General features: G+C 73.1%; 15 protein-coding genes. 8 read left to right on the top strand and 7 right to left on the bottom strand.

Translation table 11 applies throughout. The features are described 5' to 3' along the window. Window positions 1–67: 67 nt before the first annotated feature. Together meaB and MXD57_RS09010 are read right to left on the bottom strand one after the other, a co-directional pair. Entirely contained in the window at window positions 68–1,024 is a 957-nt protein-coding gene (gene meaB / locus MXD57_RS09015; RefSeq protein ID WP_250400799.1) for a methylmalonyl Co-A mutase-associated GTPase MeaB, read from the bottom strand. Window positions 1,025–1,062: 38 nt separating this feature from the next. Continuing rightward, window positions 1,063–2,271: an acetyl-CoA C-acetyltransferase gene (locus MXD57_RS09010; protein ID WP_250400798.1), complete on the bottom strand. Its 1,209-nt coding sequence runs from the start codon at window positions 2,269–2,271 to the stop codon at window positions 1,063–1,065. Between the two features lie 149 nt (window positions 2,272–2,420). Between MXD57_RS09010 and mce the strand changes: the two genes are divergently transcribed. The 6 genes from mce (at window position 2,421) to MXD57_RS08980 (ending at window position 10,949) form a co-directional block, all read left to right on the top strand. Beyond that, a complete protein-coding gene (gene mce / locus MXD57_RS09005) occupies window positions 2,421–2,861 on the top strand; it encodes a methylmalonyl-CoA epimerase (RefSeq protein ID WP_250400797.1) in 441 nt (146 codons plus the stop codon). Between the two features lie 206 nt (window positions 2,862–3,067). After that, window positions 3,068–6,949 (top strand): polarized growth protein Scy, encoded by a 3,882-nt coding sequence (gene scy / locus MXD57_RS09000; RefSeq protein ID WP_250400796.1) that lies wholly within the window; start codon window positions 3,068–3,070, stop codon window positions 6,947–6,949. A 182-nt stretch (window positions 6,950–7,131) separates the two neighbouring features. Beyond that, a complete protein-coding gene (locus MXD57_RS08995) occupies window positions 7,132–8,067 on the top strand; it encodes a cellulose-binding protein (protein ID WP_250400795.1) in 936 nt (311 codons plus the stop codon). Between the two features lie 88 nt (window positions 8,068–8,155). Further along, window positions 8,156–8,419 carry a DUF3253 domain-containing protein gene (locus tag MXD57_RS08990; protein ID WP_250400794.1) on the top strand — a complete coding sequence of 88 codons (264 nt, stop codon included), beginning with the start codon at window positions 8,156–8,158 and terminating at the stop codon, window positions 8,417–8,419. A gap of 383 nt (window positions 8,420–8,802) precedes the next feature. Further along, window positions 8,803–10,077, top strand: coding sequence for an ABC transporter ATP-binding protein (locus tag MXD57_RS08985; RefSeq protein WP_250400793.1), 1,275 nt, complete (start codon window positions 8,803–8,805; stop codon window positions 10,075–10,077). After that, window positions 10,074–10,949: an ABC transporter permease gene (locus MXD57_RS08980; RefSeq protein ID WP_250400792.1), complete on the top strand. Its 876-nt coding sequence runs from the start codon at window positions 10,074–10,076 to the stop codon at window positions 10,947–10,949. The genes MXD57_RS08985 and MXD57_RS08980 overlap by 4 nt, the downstream gene beginning before the upstream one ends. Before the next feature lie 10 nt (window positions 10,950–10,959). Here the strand turns inward: MXD57_RS08980 and MXD57_RS08975 are convergent, their stop codons facing one another. Then, window positions 10,960–11,292 carry an ATP/GTP-binding protein gene (locus MXD57_RS08975; RefSeq protein ID WP_250400791.1) on the bottom strand — a complete coding sequence of 111 codons (333 nt, stop codon included), beginning with the start codon at window positions 11,290–11,292 and terminating at the stop codon, window positions 10,960–10,962. A gap of 221 nt (window positions 11,293–11,513) precedes the next feature. On the opposite strand from MXD57_RS08975, the gene MXD57_RS08970 reads away from it, so the two are divergent. Then, window positions 11,514–12,542 (top strand): LLM class flavin-dependent oxidoreductase, encoded by a 1,029-nt coding sequence (locus MXD57_RS08970; protein ID WP_250400790.1) that lies wholly within the window; start codon window positions 11,514–11,516, stop codon window positions 12,540–12,542. A 115-nt stretch (window positions 12,543–12,657) separates the two neighbouring features. Here the strand turns inward: MXD57_RS08970 and MXD57_RS08965 are convergent, their stop codons facing one another. Next, window positions 12,658–13,050 (bottom strand): SCO5389 family protein, encoded by a 393-nt coding sequence (locus MXD57_RS08965; protein WP_250400789.1) that lies wholly within the window; start codon window positions 13,048–13,050, stop codon window positions 12,658–12,660. 298 nt (window positions 13,051–13,348) lie between these two features. On the opposite strand from MXD57_RS08965, the gene nucS reads away from it, so the two are divergent. Then, entirely contained in the window at window positions 13,349–14,020 is a 672-nt protein-coding gene (gene nucS, locus MXD57_RS08960) for an endonuclease NucS (RefSeq protein ID WP_250400788.1), read from the top strand. A 73-nt stretch (window positions 14,021–14,093) separates the two neighbouring features. Here the strand turns inward: nucS and MXD57_RS08955 are convergent, their stop codons facing one another. From MXD57_RS08955 to MXD57_RS08945, 3 genes are all read right to left on the bottom strand, one after another. Next, the gene (locus MXD57_RS08955; RefSeq protein WP_250400787.1) at window positions 14,094–16,580 is read right to left on the bottom strand and encodes an ATP-binding protein; all 2,487 of its coding nucleotides are present in this window, start codon (window positions 16,578–16,580) and stop codon (window positions 14,094–14,096) included. A 273-nt stretch (window positions 16,581–16,853) separates the two neighbouring features. After that, window positions 16,854–17,177, bottom strand: a complete 324-nt coding sequence (locus MXD57_RS08950) for an STAS domain-containing protein (RefSeq protein WP_250400786.1) — start codon at window positions 17,175–17,177, stop codon at window positions 16,854–16,856. Window positions 17,178–17,351: 174 nt separating this feature from the next. Beyond that, entirely contained in the window at window positions 17,352–18,200 is an 849-nt protein-coding gene (locus tag MXD57_RS08945; RefSeq protein ID WP_250400785.1) for a 3-hydroxyacyl-CoA dehydrogenase family protein, read from the bottom strand. Window position 18,201: the final 1 nt, after the last annotated feature.

Here is an 18,201-nt window from a genome sequence, read left to right as displayed (position 1 = left end):
GGCCGACCTCCGGGGCGCGGGTGCGGGCCCACGCCCCGGGAGGGGCCGCACCCGGGCCACCCGGCGGTCAGCCCTCCGTCAGTCCCGCCACCAGTTCGTCCGCCGCGCGGTAGGGGTCGAGGTCGCCCGCCACGATGCGCTCGGCCAGGGCGCTGAGCCGGCGGTCGCCGTGCAGGTCCCCGATCCGCTCGCGCAGGGCCGTGACCGCGATGGTCTCCACCTCGCGGGACGCGCGGGCCCTGCGGCGCTCGGCCAGGACGCCGTGCTCCTCCATCCAGGCCCGGTGCTTCTCCAGGGCCTCCACCACCTCGTCCACGCCCTCGGCCCGGGCCGCGACCGTCTTGACGATGGGCGGGCGCCAGTCACCGGGGCCGCGGGCCTCGCCCAGGCCCAGCATGTGGTTCAGTTCGCGGGCCGTGGCGTCGGCGCCGTCGCGGTCGGCCTTGTTGACCACGTAGACGTCACCGATCTCGAGAATGCCGGCCTTGGCCGCCTGGATCCCGTCGCCCATGCCCGGGGCGAGCAGGACCACGGACGTGTCCGCCTGGGAGGCGATCTCCACCTCGGACTGGCCGACGCCGACCGTCTCCACCAGGATCACGTCGCAGCCCGCCGCGTCCAGGACGCGGATCGCCTGCGGGGCCGCCCAGGCCAGACCGCCCAGGTGCCCCCGGGTGGCCATCGAGCGGATGTAGACACCGGGGTCGGAGGCGTGGTCCGACATGCGGACGCGGTCACCCAGCAGGGCGCCCCCGGAGAAGGGCGACGACGGGTCGACGGCCAGGACGCCGACCCGCCTGCCCTGCTTGCGGTACGCCGTGACGAGGGCGGAGGTGGAGGTCGACTTGCCGACGCCGGGCGAACCGGTCAGGCCCACGACGTAGGCGCTGCCGGTCAGCGGGGCGAGCGCCGCCATGACCTCCCTCAGTTGCGGGGACGCCCCCTCCACCAAGGAGATCAGCCGGGCCACGGCCCGCGGCCGGCCTTCCCTGGCCTGGGCCACCAGAGAGGAGACGTCCTGCATCAAACAGCTCCGTTCACTTCACCGACACGACAGGGAACTCAGGCCTTCGGTACCCGCACGATCAGGGCGTCACCCTGACCGCCGCCACCGCACAGCGCGGCCGCGCCGACCCCGCCGCCGCGGCGCTTGAGCTCCAGCGCCAAGTGCAGCACGAGCCGGGCACCGGACATGCCGATCGGGTGACCCAGGGCGATGGCACCGCCGTTGACGTTCACCTTTTCCGTGGAAACGCCGAGGTCCTTCATTGACTGGACCGCGACCGCCGCGAAGGCCTCGTTGATCTCGATGAGGTCGAGGTCGGAGACCTCCAGGCCGTCCTTCTTCAGGGCGTGCCGGATGGCGTTGGACGGCTGGGACTGCAGGGAGTTGTCCGGGCCGGACACATTGCCGTGGGCGCCGATCTCGGCGAGCCACTCCAGGCCCAGCTCCTGCGCCTTGGCCTTGCTCATCACGACCACGGCCGCCGCGCCGTCCGAGATCTGCGAGGAGGACCCGGCGGTGATGGTGCCGTCCTTGGCGAAGGCCGGCCGCAGCCTGCCCAGCGACTCGGCGGTGGTGTCGCCGCGGATGCCCTCGTCCTTGCTGAACAGGACCGGCTCGCCCTTGCGCTGCGGAATCTCGACCGGGGTGATCTCGGCCTCGAAGACGCCGTTCTTCTGCGCGGCGGCGGCCCGCTGGTGGGACAGGGCGGCGATCTCGTCCTGCTCGGGGCGCTTGATGCCGAGGCGCGTGTTGTGCTTCTCCGTCGACTCGCCCATGGCGATGTTCTCGAAGGAGTCGGTCAGGCCGTCGTGGGCCATGGCGTCGAGCAGCTCGACGGCGCCGTACTTGTAGCCCTCGCGCGACTTGGGCAGCAGGTGCGGGGCGTTGGTCATGGACTCCTGGCCGCCTGCGACCACGATGTCGAACTCGCCGGCGCGGATGAGCTGGTCCGCCAGCGCGATCGCGTCCAGGCCCGAGAGGCACACCTTGTTGATGGTGAGGGCCGGGACGCTCATCGGGATGCCGGCCTTGACGGCGGCCTGGCGGGCCGGGATCTGCCCCGCGCCGGCCTGCAGCACCTGACCCATGATCACGTACTGCACCTGGTCGCCGCCGATCCCCGCACGGTCGAGGGCGGCCTTGATCGCGAAGCCGCCGAGGTCGGCTCCCGAGAAGGACTTCAGCGAGCCCAGCAGCCGCCCCATGGGCGTGCGCGCGCCCGCGACGATCACCGAGCTGGTCGTACCGGGTGTTCCAGAAGACATGAGCTGCGATCCCCTTACCGGCCTGCACAGCCGAGGAGTGAACGAGGGTTTACTTCGAATGTACTGAGCGGCACTCCGTGCCGTCATCGGCCCGTCGGTGTGATCGCGCGCACGTTGCGTAACCACGGCGGTGGCGCTGCACTGAAGACATGCTGACGCGAATCGACCACATCGGGATCGCCTGTCACGACCTCGACGCCACTGTCGAGTTCTACCGGTCCACGTACGGCTTCGAGGTGTTCCACACCGAGGTCAACGAGGAACAGGGCGTGCGCGAGGCCATGCTCAAGATCAACGAGACGTCCGACGGCGGCGCCTCCTACCTCCAGCTTCTCGAACCGACCCGCGAGGACTCGGCGGTCGGCAAGTGGCTGGCGAAGAACGGCGAGGGCGTCCACCACATCGCCTTCGGTACGGCGGACGTCGACGCGGACGCCGAGTCGATCAGGGGCAAGGGCGTACGCGTTCTGTACGACGAGCCACGACGCGGCTCCATGGGGTCGCGGATCACCTTCCTGCATCCGAAGGACTGCCACGGCGTCCTGACAGAACTGGTCACTTCGGCCCCGGTTGAGTCACCTGAGCACTGACCCTCGTACATATGGGCCGGTAGGGTTGGGGGCGGTCGTCCTCAGAACCGGGGCGACCGCATGCCGGGGTCCGGGTTTCGGGGGACGAGCGTCGGGGCGGCAGCCCGTGCTCCGCCGTTGATCTGACACCATTCCCCGGGGGCCCCGTTCGGCGGATGGACGGTGCTCGTTGGAGAAGCTCACCAGGGGACGGATGGGACCGCGCAGTGCGGGGCTACGAGAGCCAGGAGCGAGAGCCGGCGGCTGACGTCGACCACCTCTCTCGGTTCGAGGCCGAGATGAAACGGCTGAGGACCGAGCGGGAGAAGGCGATCCAGCACGCCGAGGACCTCGGCTACCAGGTCGAGGTGCTGCGCGCCAAGCTGCACGAGGCGCGCCGCACCCTGATGACCAGGCCCGCCTATGACGGCGGTGACATCGGCTATCAGGCCGAGCAGTTGCTCCGCAACGCCCAGATGCAGGCCGACCAGCTGCGTCAGGACGCGGAGCGGGAGCTGAGCCAGGCCCGCGCGCAGACCCAGCGCATCCTGCAGGAGCACGCCGAGCAGGCCGCCCGGCTCCAGACCGAGCTGCACCAGGAGGCGGTCACCCGCCGCCAGCAGCTCGACCAGGAGCTGGCCGAGCGGCGGCAGACCGTCGAGTCGCACGTCAACGAGAACGTGGCGTGGGCGGAGCAGCTTCGCGCGCGCACCGAGTCGCAGGCCCGCCGGCTGCTGGACGAGTCCCGCGCCGAGGCCGAGCAGGCGATGGCCGCCGCCCGCGCGGAGGCCGAGCGGCTCACCCGGGAGGCCCGCGAGCGGCTGCAGGGCGACGCGGAGGCCGCGCGCGCCGAGGCCGAGCAGATCCTGCGCCGCGCCCGCACCGACGCCGAACGGCTGCTGAACGCCGCCTCCACGCAGGCGCAGGAGGCCACCGACCACGCCGAGCAGCTCCGCACCTCCACCGCCAGCGAGTCGGACGCCGCCCGCCGGCAGTCCACCGAGCTGAGCCGGGCCGCCGAGCAGCGCATGGCGGAGGCCGAGGAGGCGCTGCGCAAGGCGCAGTCCGAGGCGGACAAGGTGGTCACCGAGGCCAAGGAGGCCGCCGCCAAGGCGCTGGCCGGCGCCGAGGCCGCCAACGAGACCCGTACCCGTACCGCCAAGGAGCAGGTCGCCCGGCTGGTCGAGGAGGCCACCAAGGAGGCCGAGAACACCAGGTCCGAGGCCGAGCAACTGGTCGCGGACGCGCGTGCCGAGGCCGAGAGGATCGTCGCCGAGGCCGGTGAGAAGGCGCGCAGCGTCACCGCCGAGGAGACGGCGACCCAGCTCTCGAAGGCGGCCCGGACCGCCGAGGACGTGCTCGACAAGGCGTCGGAGGACGCCAAGAAGACCATCAAGGCCGCGGCCGAGGAGGCCGAGCGGGTCCGCCGGGAGGCGGAGGCCGAGGCGGACCGGCTGCGCTCCGAGGCGCACGACATCGCCGAGCAGCTCAAGGGTGCCGCGAAGGACGACACCAAGGAGTACCGGGCCAAGACGGTCGAGCTGCAGGAGGAGGCGCGCCGGCTGCGCGGCGAGGCCGAGCAGCTCCGGGCCGACGCGGTCGCGGAGGGCGAGTCCATCCGTGCCGAGGCCCGCCGGGAGGCCGTGGCGCAGATCGAGGAGGCGGCCAGGTCCGCCGAGGAGCTGCTCGCCAAGGCCAGGGCGGACGCCGACGAGCTGCGCCAGAAGGCGACCTCGGACAGCGAGAAGGTGCGCACCGAGGCCATCGAGCGGGCCACCGCGCTGCGCCGGCAGGCCGAGGAGACCCTGGAGCGCACCCGCAAGGAGGCCGAGCGGCACCGTGCGGAGGTGGTCGAGCAGTCCGACGCGCTGAAGGCGGACGCCGAACGGGCCGCGCGCGAACTGCGCGAGGAGACCGAGCGGGCGGTCGAGGCCCGGCGTGCCGAGGCCGCCGAGGAACTGACCAGGCTGCAGAGCGAGGGCCAGGAGCGGCTGGCGGCGGCCGAACAGACGCTCGGCGAGGCCCGGGAGGAGGCCGCCCGGATCCGCCGGGAGGCCGCCGAGGAGAGCGAGCGGCTGCGCACCGAGGCCGCCGAGCGGATCCGCACGCTCCAGCAGCAGGCCGAGGAGGAGGCCGAGCGGCTGCGCACCGAGGCCGCGTCGGACGCGTCCGCCTCGCGCGCCGAGGGCGAGGCCGTCGCGGTCCGGCTGCGCTCGGAGGCCTCGACCGAGGCCGAGCGGCTGAAGGTGGAGGCCCAGGACACCGCCGACCGGGTGCGCGCGGAGGCGCAGGCCGCCGCCGAGCGGCTCGGCACCGAGGCGTCCGAGACCCTGGCCGCCGCCCAGGAGGAGGCGGCCCGCCGCCGCCGGGAGGCCGAGGAACTGCTCGGTGCCGCGCGGTCCGAGGCCGACCAGGAGCGCGAGCGGGCCCGCGAGCAGAGCGAGGAACTGCTGGCCTCGGCCCGCAAGCGGGTGGAGGACGCGCAGACCGAGGCGACCCGGCTGGTCGAGGAGGCCGACCGGCGCGCCACCGAGATGGTCTCCGCCGCCGAGCAGCACGCCCAGCAGGTGCGGGACTCCGTCGCCGGGCTGCACGAGCAGGCGCAGGCGGAGATCACCGGGCTGCGCTCGGCCGCCGAGCACGCGGCCGAGCGCACGAAGCGGGAGGCCGAGGAGGAGGCGGACCGGGTCCGCGCCGACGCCTACAGCGAGCGGGAGCGGGCGAGCGAGGACGCCTCGCGGCTGCGGCGCGAGGCGAACGAGGAGGCGGAGGCCGCGAAGGCGCTCGCCGAGCGCACGGTCGCGGAGGCGATCGCGGAGTCCGACCGGCTGCGCGCCGACTCGTCCGCGCACGCCCAGCGGGTGCGCACGGAGGCGTCGGACGCCCTCGCCGAGGCCGACCAGGCAGCCGCCCGCACCCGGGCGGACGCGCGGGAGGACGCCAACCGCATCCGTACGGACGCGGCCGCTCAGGTGGACACGCTCATCACCGAGGCCACCGCGGAGGCGGAGCGGCTGCAGACCGAGACGGCCGCCGAGGCCGAGCGGGTCCGTGCGGAGGCGGTCACGGAGGCGGACCGGGTCCGGGCCGAGGCCGTGGCGAACGCCGAGCAGCTCGTCGGGGACGCCACCGGCGAGGCCGAACGGCTGCGCGCCGAGGCCGCCGAGACGGTGGGTTCGGCCCAGGCGCACGCGGAGCGGCTGCGGACCGAGGCCGAGCGGCTGCGGGCGGACGCGGCGGCCGAGGCCGAACGGCTGGCCGGGGCCGCGCGCGAGGAGGCGGAACGCACCCTGGACGAGGCCCGCAAGGACGCCAACAAGCGGCGTTCGGAGGCGGCCGAGCAGGTCGACACGCTCATCACGGAGACCACGGCCGAGGCCGACAAGCTGCTCACCGAGGCCCAGCAGCAGGCGCTGAAGACCACCGCGGACGCGGAGTCGCAGGCCGACACCATGGTGGGGGCGGCCCGCACCGAGGCCGACCGGATCGTGTCCGAGGCGACCGTCGAGGGCAACTCCCGGGTGGAGAAGGCCCGCACGGACGCGGACGAGCTGCTGGTCGGCGCCCGCCGGGACGCGACCGCGATCCGCGAGCGCGCGGAGGAACTGCGCGAGCGCATCACCTCCGAGATCGAGGAGCTGCACGAGCGGGCCCGCCGGGAGTCCGCCGAGACGATGAAGTCGGCCGGCGACCGCTGCGACGCGCTGATCAAGGCGGCCGAGGAGCAGCTCGCCAAGGCGCAGGCGAAGGCCAAGGAGCTGGTGTCGGAGGCCAACTCCGAGGCCGGCAAGGTCCGCATCGCCGCCGTCAAGAAGGCGGAGGGGCTGCTCAAGGAGGCCGAGCAGAAGAAGGCCACGCTGGTCAAGGAGGCCGAGGAGCTCAAGGCCGAGGCGGTCCGCGAGGCCCGGCGCACGGTCGAGGAGGGCAAACGGGAGCTGGAGCTCCTGGTGCGCCGCCGGGAGGACATCAACACCGAGATCTCCCGGGTCCAGGACGTCCTGGAGGCGCTGGAGTCCTTCGAGACCCCGGCCGGCGGAAAGGACAACGGGGTCAAGGCGGGCGCGACGGTCGGATCCCCCCGATCGGGTGGCAAGACGTCGGAGAGCTAGCGAACGGGAAGACTTGAGGTGTCTTCTGGGTGCTTTGCCCAGGTCTTGGCAAGCCGCCCCATGATCAGCCACCCGAAAGAGGTGTCATTCTCCAGATCAAACACGTATCCGCTCGATGACACACCGCTTCGGCGCCTAGGATTCCACCTATCACCTCACCGGTCTCATTCGACAGGAACCCCATGAGCGACACTTCCCCCTACGGCTTCGAGCTTGTGCGGCGTGGGTACGACCGCGCTCAGGTGGACGAACGCATCTCCAAGCTCGTCTCCGACCGTGACAGCGCGCTCTCCCGCATCACCGCGCTGGAGAAGCGCATCGAGGAGCTGCACCTCGAGACGCAGAACGCGCAGGCCCAGGTCACCGATGCCGAGCCGTCGTACGCGGGTCTCGGTGCGCGGGTCGAGAAGATCCTGCGCCTGGCCGAGGAAGAGGCCAAGGATCTGCGTGACGAGGCCCGGCGCGCGGCCGAACAGCACCGCGAGCTGGCCGAGTCGGCGGCCCAGCAGGTCCGCAACGACGCCGAGTCCTTCGCCGCCGAGCGCAAGGCCAAGGCCGAGGACGAGGGCGTCCGGATCGTCGAGAAGGCCAAGGGCGAGGCCTCGCAGCTCCGCACCGACGCGCAGAAGGACGCGCAGTCCAAGCGCGAGGAGGCGGACGCCCTCTTCGAGGAGACCCGCGCCAAGGCCGCGCAGGCCGCCGCCGACTTCGAGACGAACCTCGCCAAGCGCCGGGAGCAGTCCGAGCGCGACCTGGCCTCGCGTCAGCAGAAGGCCGAGAAGCGCCTCGCGGAGATCGAGCACCGCGCCGAGCAGCTCCGCCTGGAGGCGGAGAAGCTGCGCACCGACGCCGAGCGCCGCGCCCGTCAGACGGTGGAGACGGCCCAGCGCCAGGCCGAGGACATCGTGGCCGACGCCAACGCCAAGGCCGACCGGATCCGTTCCGAATCCGAGCGCGAGCTCGCAGCCCTCACCAACCGCCGCGACTCCATCAACGCTCAGCTCACGAACGTCCGCGAGATGCTCGCCACGCTGACCGGTGCCGCGGTGGCCGCCGCCGGTTCCCCGGCCGAGGACGAGCCGATCTCCCGGGGTGTCCCGGCGCAGCAGAGCCGCTGACCGAGCACCCGGTGAGGGGCGGTGGGACGTGTCCCGCCGCCCCTTCCGTGTGCGCGTAGCCTGGCGGAGGAGGGAAGGGGGCCGCCGTATGTCCCACACCGACCGGTCCCTGGAGGACGCCGTCCTCGCTCTTCTGGACCGCCGGGCGCCGGGCTCCTCGGTCTGTCCGTCGGACGTGGCCCGCGCCGTGCACCGGTCCGGTGACGACGGCTGGCGGGAGCTGATGGAACCCGTCCGCCGGGCCGCCGCCCGGCTCGCGGCCCGGGGACAGGTGGAGGTCACCCGGCGCGGCACCCCCGTCGATCCCGCGAAGGCCCGCGGTCCCGTCCGGATCCGCCGGCCGTCCCACTGACCGCGGGCGCGGCCGCGGGTGGGCCAGCCGCCTCCTGCCCCGACCGGGCCGGCGGCCGGACCGTGCGCGTGATGCCCCGGTGCCGCGTCGGTCAGGGGGCCGCGACACGGCGGACGTCGGCCGACGCGGCACCTGGTCCGCCGCCGACACGCCGTGCGGCCGCCGGGACGGGCCCAGGGATCATGGCGTCGTGGGTCACCGCGGCGGTCGCGGGCGGGTACGGCCCGCCGGCGCGACAGGACACCCGGAGAGCCGTTTCGGCCACGTTCGGTCACGCTCTGGCTTTACTTTTCCTTGGCCGGAACCGTCAGCGCCCGGATATCCTCCTAACCCTTACGGGGGCGTGTGCCCCGCTGTCCTGAACCTTTCGATGGGTGCGGAGCATGATCGAGGCTGTCGGCCTGACCAAGCGCTACGGCGACAAGACCGCCGTGCACAACCTTTCCTTCCAGGTGCGACCTGGAGCGGTGACCGGCTTCCTCGGGCCCAACGGCTCGGGCAAGTCGACCACCATGCGGATGATCCTCGGGCTGGACAATCCGACGTCCGGTCAGGTGACCATCGGCGGCTATCCGTACCGCAGGCTGCCCAACGCGCCCCGCCAGGTCGGTGCCCTGCTCGACGCCAAGGCGGTGCACGGCGGCCGGTCCGCCCGCAGCCACCTGCTCAGCCTCGCCCAGCTCTCCGGCATCCCGGCCCGCCGGGTGGACGAGGTGCTCGGGGTCGTCGGACTGCAGGAAGTGGCGAAGAAGCGCTCCAAGGGCTTCTCGCTGGGCATGGGCCAGCGGCTCGGCATCGCCGCGGCGCTGCTCGGCGACCCCCAGGTGCTGCTCTTCGACGAGCCGGTCAACGGCCTGGACCCCGAGGGCATCCTCTGGGTCCGCAACCTGATGAAGGCGCTGGCCGCCGAGGGCCGTACCGTCTTCGTCTCGTCGCACCTGATGAGCGAGATGGCGCTGACCGCCGACCACCTCATCGTCATCGGGCGCGGCCAGCTCCTCGCGGACATGAGCGTGACGGAGTTCATCTCCGCCAACTCCGCCGACTTCGCCCGGGTCCGCACCCCCGACACCGAGCCGCAGCTCCGCGAGAAGCTGTCCTCCGCGCTCACCGAGGCGGGCGGCCACGTACTGCCGGAGCAGGACGGCGCGCTGCGCGTGACCGGGCTGCCCCTGCCCCGCATCAGCGACCTCGCGCACGAGGCGGACGTACGGCTGTGGGAGCTGTCGCCGCACCAGGCCTCACTGGAGGAGGCGTACATGCGGATGACGCAGGGCGCCGTCGACTACCGCTCCACCATCGACCAGAAGACGGGGCTGCAGCAGCCGCTGCCGCCCGGCACCCAGCCTCCGATGCCGGTGCCCGGTCAGGGCCAGCCCGGCTGGTACGCCCCGCCGCCGCCCCAGCAGGGCGGCCACCCGTTCGCGATGCCGGCACCCTCGGGGCCGTACGGCGGTGCGCCCGCGGGCGCGTACGGTGCCCCCGGCGCGGGCGCCCCCAACCCGTACGCCGCTCCCGCCGCGCAGGCCCCGCAGGCGCAGCAGGCGCCCCCGGCGCAGCCCCCGGTGGCCGCTCCCCCGGCCCCGGCCGCCGCTCCCGCCCAGTCCGCACCCGCGGCCCCGGCCGCCGACCCGACCCAGCCCGAGGACGCCCGATGAGCACCCACCAGCCCCCGATGCAGCAGGCCCCGGCCGCCGCGCCCGCATGGCAGGCGGCTCCCGGCGGGGACCGTCCCGGCTACAGCTCGCCGATCCCCGTCGTGCGCACCCACCTCGGGCACGCGCTGGCCTCCGAGTGGACCAAGATCAAGTCGGTGCGCTCGACGATGTGGACCCTCGGTGTCTTCGTCCTGCTCGTGGTCGGCATCGGCCTGCTCGCCGGAGTGGCGGTACGGGGCTCCGGCGACCTGAGCGGCCAGAGTCCGCTGACCCTCGGCTTCTTCGGCCTGCTGATCGGCATCATGTGCGTGATCACGCTCGGCGTGCTGACCACGGCGTCCGAGTACGGCACGGGCATGATCCGCACGACGACGACCGCGTGCCCGAGCCGGGGCCGGGTACTGGCCGCCAAGGCGATCGTGTTCTTCGCCCTCGCCTTCGTGGTGACGCTCGCGGTGGTGTCCTTCGTCGCGATGGTCCAGGCGTCCATGCTGGAAGGGCAGGGCGCGAAGAGCCCGTCCACCGAGGAATGGCTGAAGGCGACCCTCGGCATCAGCCTCTACGTCGCGCTGCTCGGCCTGCTGTCGCTGCTCGTCGGCTCGATGATCCGGCACTCGGCGGGCGCCATCACCATCATGATCGGCGCGGTGCTCGCCCCGCTGGTGATCGCCCTCTTCATGAACGCGTCCTCGCTGGAGAAGGTGCAGCGGGCGCTGCTGGAGTACTCGATCCCGAGCCAGATGGGCGTGTTCTACGACAACACGCTGAGCCACTCCGGGCCGTCGGGCTGGGAGCCGCTGTGGATCATGCTGGGCGTGACGGCCGCGGCCTACGCGGCCGCGTACGCGCTGCTCCAGAGCCGGGACGTCTGAGTCCCGGGGGTCAGAACCTCGGCGCGTTGCGGGACCGCTGCACCCTCGTGGTGCGGCGGTCCTTCGCGTTCCAGCACGCCTTGTGCCAGTGGCGGCGGTCGTCCACGCCCGCGTGCTCGGACCACGCCACCACATGCGGGACGGCCGAGGGGATGAGCTGGTCGCAGCCCGGGCAGCGGTAGGTCTTGCCCTGCGCGCTCGCCCCCGCGACATGGCGCACGCTCCACTCCTCGCCCCGCCAGCTCTCCGAGGACTGCCAGCCGCCGTACCGGCCGTCCTGGTCGTCCTCGGCGCTCCGGCCGGACGACGCGGCTGCCTTCGGTCGGTTGCGACGCGGGGACACGGGACACCTCTCGGAGCTATACAGGAAGCACGGGCCGCATCCAGCGTACGCGGCGCCGGTACGGGTACGCGTAGCGCTCCGAACCGCACAAGTGCCCCTCCCGGGGGGCGCATTCTGCAGACAATCCGCAAATCTCCCCGCCAGGCCGTGTCCTCGGCACGTGTCAGACGGTTATGCCGGGTGGGGGAGCTCCGGTCGGAGCCGAGGAAGCAGGAAGAGCGATGCGCGTAGGAAGTTTTGTGCTGGCGGCCCAGTTCCCGGGCCAGGGCCCCGGGGAGGCACTGCACCGTGCGGTCCGCTCGGCGGAGGTCGCCGAGCAGGCCGGGCTCGACACAGTGTGGCTGGCCGAGCACCACTTCGTGCCGTACGGCACATGTCCGTCCGCGGTCACCCTGGCCGCCATGCTGCTCGGCCGCACCGAGCGCGTCCGGGTCGGCACCGCGGTCAGCGTGCTGCCCACCGCACACCCGGTCGCGCTCGGCGAACAGGCCGCGCTGCTGCACCTGACGAGCGGCGGACGGTTCACGCTGGGCGTGGGGCGCGGCGGCCCGTGGGTGGACCTGGAGGTGTTCGGAGCGGGCCTGGAGGCGTACGAGCGCGGGTTCCCGGAATCACTCGATCTGCTGGTGCGCTGGCTGCGCGAGCCGTCCGTCGCGGCGTCGGGTGAACGCTTCTCCTTCCGGGAGGTGCCCGTCGTACCCCGTCCTTCGGAAGCACTGGCGGAGTCGCCCGGCCCGGAGGTCGTCGTCGCCTGCACCTCGCCGGCCACGGTGCGGCTGGCGGCCGAGCGGGGACTGCCGATGCTGCTCGGGATGCACATCGGTGACGAGGAAAAGGCCGAGATGGTCGCCCTGTGGCGGCGGTCCGCGCGGGCCGCCGGGCGGCCACCCGAGGAGATCGCGGGCGCGGCCCATGTCTCGGCGGGCGTCTGCCAGCTCGCGGACCGGCGCACCGACGCGGTGGAGACGCTGTTGAAGGCGATGCCGGGCTGGCTGAAACAGGGCCTGGAGGCCCATGTGACGGTGGACGGCCGGGCGCGCGCGATGCGCGACCCGTTCGCGTACACCGAACTGCTCTGCGGACTGCACCCGGTGGGCACTGCGCGGCTGGCCGCCGACCGGCTCGCGGCCACCTCGGAGCGCACCGGGATCTCCCGTTTCGCCCTGCTCGTCGAGGGTTCGGGCGACCTCGCGGCGACGGAGGAGAACGTGCGGCGGCTGGGCGCCGAGGTGCTGCCCCAGCTTCGCTGACGGGCCGCCGGACCCCAGGCGCCCATGAGTGCTTGCCGCCCCAGTACGCAGGCACCTCCCCCGGATGGAGCGGCAAGCGAGCGGCTCTCCGTGTCAGCAGCCGGGTGTCCGTGCGTCAGCAGTCCCGAAGCTCCGGCGACTGGTTCAGCAACTGGGCGCGCACCGAGGTGAAGCGGGCCAGCGTCTCGTCCACCGAGTCGTCCAGCGGGAACACCGCCACCCGGTGGCAGTTCTGGAAGGCGAGCCTCACACCGAAGTGCCGCTGCAGCGCACCGCGTATGGCGTCACTCGCGAGCGCACGCAGCAGCTGACCGCGTGCCTGCTCGTCCGGCGGGGGCGTCTGGTTGTCGGCGAAGGGTCCGCCGTCCACCTTCTGCTGGGCCACCAGGGAGCTGATCATCTCCCACGCATAGGGCAGGGAGGTCCGGACGCAGTCGACGAATGCTGCTTCGTCGACCTCGCCTCGCTCGGCCTGTTCGAGTAGGGCCGGTGAGACGTCGAGCGACATGGGTTCTCCTCTCGCACCCCCGACGAGCAGGGGTTGCCGGACAGACAAGGGAGTTCGCGATACCGAACACGCTGGGTACACAGACCGCGACCTCCCGTTCTCTACGGTAGGCAACGGTCGGTGACCACACCAGCAGATTGCGTATATGGAACGATCCCTTTGGGCGCACAATCGGCCAGAGTTGAACAGGAGTTTCCAGGGATAAAAGGGGTGGTTCACCGGGCCCGCGGTGCCGGTGGGGTCACCGCAAGGAGGGCGAATCGCGTCCACCACCGGGTGTCGAGTAGCGTTGCCGACCATGCGTCTCGTCATTGCCCGATGCTCGGTCGACTACGCCGGTCGGCTCACCGCCCACCTGCCCTCGGCGCCCCGCCTGATCCTGGTCAAGGCGGACGGCAGCGTCTCCATCCACGCGGACGACCGGGCGTACAAGCCCCTCAACTGGATGTCGCCGCCCTGCACGCTCAAGGAGGGCGCGGGTGACGACGAGGGCGTGTGGACGGTGATCAACAAAGCGGGCGAGAAACTGATCATCACGATGGAGGAGATCCTCCACGACTCCTCGCACGAACTCGGTGTCGACCCCGGCCTGATCAAGGACGGCGTGGAGGCACACCTGCAGGAACTGCTCGCCGACCGGATCGAGACGCTCGGCGAGGGCTACACGCTCGTCCGCCGCGAGTACATGACCGCGATCGGCCCGGTGGACATCCTCTGCCGGGACGCGGCCGGTGGGACGGTCGCGGTCGAGATCAAGCGGCGCGGCGAGATCGACGGCGTCGAACAGCTCACCCGCTACCTCGACCTGCTGAACCGCGACCCGCATCTGGCCCCGGTCCGCGGTGTCTTCGCCGCCCAGGAGATCAAGCCGCAGGCCCGGGTCCTCGCCACGGACCGCGGCATCCACTGCCAGGTCCTGGACTACGACGCCATGCGCGGTATCGAGGACGACAAGCTGCGGCTGTTCTGAGCCACCACCACGCCCGGCCGGCCGAGGGCCGGTTCCCTCCGGGGAACCGGCCCTCGCGCGTCGGACCGGGAGGTCACATCACGGCGCCCGGGCCGTCGGCCGCCGGCGCGCTCGCCGCGCCGCTCGCCGCGGCCGGGGCTCCGGACGCCGGGCCGCTCGCCGAGGTGGAGGTCCCCGGGGACGGACTGGTGGGCGCGGACGGGGACGCCGGCGCGCTGGAGCCGGCCGACGAGCCGCTCGACGGGGTGGTGGACCCGGTCGGCGTGGGTGTCGGCGAGCCCGGCCCGGACGTGCTCCGGGTGGGCGTCGGCGTCGTGCCCCCGCCGTCCGAACCCCGCGTGGCGCTCGGGCGGGACGACGGGCCGGTGGTCTCCACCGGCGGAGCCGGGTCCTCCGAGGTGCTGTGGGCGCCGTCGGAACCAGGGTCGGTCGGGCTGCTGGAGACCGTCCCGGGGCCGGCGTCGCCCTCGTCGCTCTCCTGCGGACCGGTGCCCAGGCCCCCGTCGTCGATGCCCTGGCCGACCGAGGGGCCGACGCCGACCGTGCCGGCCGGGTTCCGGTCGGCGTTCTGCTCGGAGGTCATGCCGAGCGCGACGACCGTGCCGAGCACGGCGACGAGCAGCGCCCCGGAACCGGCCGCGACCAGGTTGCGGCGGGCCAGCCGGCGGATGCCGCCACCGGACGACGCGGCGCCCGGGGACCGGAGGGTGCCCAGCGGCGCACCGGCCGGGCCGAACGGCGCCGTGCGGAGGGTCGGCACTCCGCCGGGCGGTGACGCGTACTCCTCGCGGCGGGCGTCGGGCGCCTCCTCGCCGGCCGGTGCCGGCGGCCCGGGAACCTCGCCGGCGAGGTCGGCGACCAGGGCCAGCGCCCGCCGCCCGGCGACGGCGCCCCGCTTGTCGGCCAGCGCCCCGCGCAGGCGGCCCGCGGCCTCCAGCTCGGCACGGGCCCGGTCGAGCTGCCCCTCGCAGAGCGCGAGAACGCCCAGCTCGTGGTGGAAGTAGACCTGCTCGGCGACATCACCGGAGAGCCGGGAGGCCTCGGTGCCGGCGCGCAGGGCGCGTTCCCAGGCGCTCCAGTGCAGTCCGGCGGCGAAGGCGGGCGCGGCGGTGCGGGCGAGCCGTACCGCGACGCTCCCCTCGCCGTCGTCCTCGCCCTCGCCCTCGGCCGCGGGCTCCGTGCCCGGCACCATCACGGCGAGCGCGGCGAGGACCGCGTCGGCCTCGACGCACACCCGCTCGGGGGTGACCGAGGGGTGACCGGCCCACCAGGTGTAGTGCTCGGCGGCCGTGCGGGCCTCGTCGAGGGCGCCGGCGTCGTAGCCGGCGGCCTCGAGCTGTGCCTGCACACCGGCCGCGAGCCGGTAGCGGGAGCCGACCGCGGAGACCAGACCGCAGCTCGCCAGTTCACCGAGCGCGGCGTCGGCGTGGGTGTCCCCGACCAGCGCGGGCAGATGCGCCTGGTGCGGCACCTCACCGCCGAGCGCCACCGCGAGGCGGAGGGTGGCGCGGGCGGAGGCGCTCAGGCGGGCGGCGAGCAGCGGGGCGGGCGCGGCGGCCTCGCCGAGGGACGGCAGGGCCACCTGTTCGCCCTCGTCCGCGTCGAATTCCTCCTCGTCGGCGGGCCGCAGGTCCTCGAAGACGCCGTACTCGTCCACCGCCCCGGTACTGGCCCGAAGCCGGTCGCGCTGCCGGAGCAGGGCGCCGGCCTGCACGAAGCGCAGCGGCAGGCCCTCGGACTCGAACCAGAGGTCGCCCGCCCAGTTGGCCTCCTCCTCGGTGAGGACCCGGCCCACGGTCCGCTCCAGGATCTCCACGCCGGCCGCGCGGTCCAGGCCGCCGAGGAAGACCTCCTCGACCTCGGAGCCGGCCGCGGGCGCGGGCACGTCCGGGGTGGCGGCGAACAGGAAGGCGCACTCGGGGGTGGCGTCCAGCAGTTCGTCCAGGTCGGCGCCGCCGAGCTCCAGGTCGTCCACGACGACGACCGCGCCGATCTCCCCGAGGAGGGTGACCAGTTCGTCCGGTTCGGGGCGGTGTGCCGGGGCCTCGTGGACGGCGTGGAGCAGGTCCTGGAGGAGGTCGGCGGCGGTGCGGTGGAAACCGGTGAGGCGGACCACGCCGTCGGGCGCGAGGTCCACGCAGTCCTCGGCGACGAGGTCGAGAAGCGCGGTGCGGCCGGAGCCGCCGGGGCCGGTCAGCCGGACCGAGCGGCCCCGGGCGAGCAGGCGGACCAGACGCTCGCGTTCGTCCTGGCGCTCCAGCAGGCAGAGCGTGGGCAGCGCCGGCCCGGGCGGCGCGGGCGGCCGGGCGGCCCGTTCGGTCTCGGCGCGTTCGGCGGGCGTGCGCTTGCGGGGCCCTTCGGGCCTGTGGTGCGGCGGGCAGGGTTCTATCTCGCTGCCGTCCACCGGGTTGACGGTGAGCAGGAAGCCGCCGGAGACGACCTGCGCCGTGCGGGCGACCGCGGGCGTGCTCGGGCCGAAGTCGGAGGTGAGGGACTCCCGGGGCGGGCGGCGGCTGAGAGCCTGGCCGTGCTCCTCGGGTCCCGGAGTGATCGGGTCCATGGGTTCAAGCCCCCCCAAAAGCGTCGTGTGCTCTCACGTACCGGCCCCTCCCGGCCTGCTGCACACCGCGCTGTCGCTTCTGGTCCGGGCCCGCTCGAGGGTTCTTTCAGGCAGCGGACGACCGAACCCTAAGCCTTCGCACAGTATCCACGACAGGGCGGGGTGCCGCGCGGCCCGAGACGTCACGGTCCGGTGAGGATTGCCCTCGACGTGCGGTAAGGGGGCTGCGCCCGGGTGGTCCCCCGGCGCCCCGATCACCCCCGACGGGGTGTGTCACACCCGGGGCAGCGACTCGACCCCGATGCCGCCCTCGATGGCGAGGATGCGGTGCAGCCGGGTGGCGACCAGCAGCCGCTGCATCTGCGGCGGGACATCGCGCAGCACCAGACGGCGACCGCAGCGGCCGGCCCGCCGGTGGGCACCCATGATCACCCCGAGTCCGGTGGCGTCCCAGGAGTCCAGTTCGGACAGGTCGAGCACCAGGTCCCCGACTCCGCCGTCGACGGCCGAGTGCAGGGCCGTACGGGCGTCCGCCGCGCTGCGGACGTCGAGGCGGCCCCCGACGACCAGCTCGGCGTGGTCGCCCCTGATGTACATAAGCGCTCCCCGTTGAGTGCGGTCTGGCGTACTCCGTGACGGTGCCCGTGTTGTGCAACGTTTGACTGCCCGGGTGGCAGCACGGTTGCTGCTTGTAAGCGAACCGATACCGAATTCACCCCCGGGGGTGAAGCCCCCGAGGTGTGAGTCCGGATTTGTACGGATCCGTACGGGTCAGTACTTGTAGAAGCCCTGCCCGCTCTTGCGGCCGATGTCACCGGCGTCCACCATCCGGCGCATCAGCTCCGGCGGCGCGAACTTCTCGTCCTGCGACTCGGTGTAGATGTTGCCGGTCGCGTGCAGCAGGATGTCCACACCGGTCAGGTCCGCCGTGGCCAGCGGGCCCATGGCGTGGCCGAAGCCCAGCTTGCAGGCGAGGTCGATGTCCTCGGCGGTGGCGACCCCGGACTCGTAGAGCTTCGTCGCCTCGACCACCAGGGCCGAGATGAGGCGGGTGGTGACGAAGCCCGCCACGTCCCGGTTGACGACGATGCAGGTCTTGCCGACCGACTCGGCGAACTCCCGTGCGGTGGCGAGGGCTTCGTCGCTGGTCTTGTAGCCGCGGACCAACTCGACGAGTTGCATCATCGGCACCGGCGAGAAGAAGTGCACGCCCACCACCCGCTCGGGATGCTCGGTGGCCGCCGCGATCTTGGTGATCGGGATGGCGGAGGTGTTGGAGGCGAGTACGGCCTCCGGGCGCACGATCTTGTCGAGCGCGCGGAAGATCTCGTGCTTCACCTCGAGCTTCTCGAAGACGGCCTCGACGACGATGTCGGCGTCGGCGGCGGCGTCCAGGTCGGTGGTCGCGGTGATGCGGCCGAGGGCGGTGTCGGCATCGTGCGCCTCCAGCCTGCCCTTGCTCACGAACTTGTCGTACGAGGCCTTGATGCCGTCGGTGCCACGCCTGAGGGCCTCGTCGGTGACGTCCCGCAGGACGACGTCCCAGCCCGCCTGCGCGGCGACCTGAGCGATACCGGACCCCATGAGGCCGGCCCCGATGACGGCGAGCTTCCGTGCCACT

The organism is Streptomyces cellostaticus (assembly GCF_023630175.1).
Taxonomy (GTDB): Bacteria; Actinomycetota; Actinomycetes; order Streptomycetales; family Streptomycetaceae; genus Streptomyces; species Streptomyces cellostaticus_A.
The sequence above is the reverse complement of the archived record's forward strand: the minus strand, read 5'-3'. Positions and strand labels throughout refer to the sequence as shown.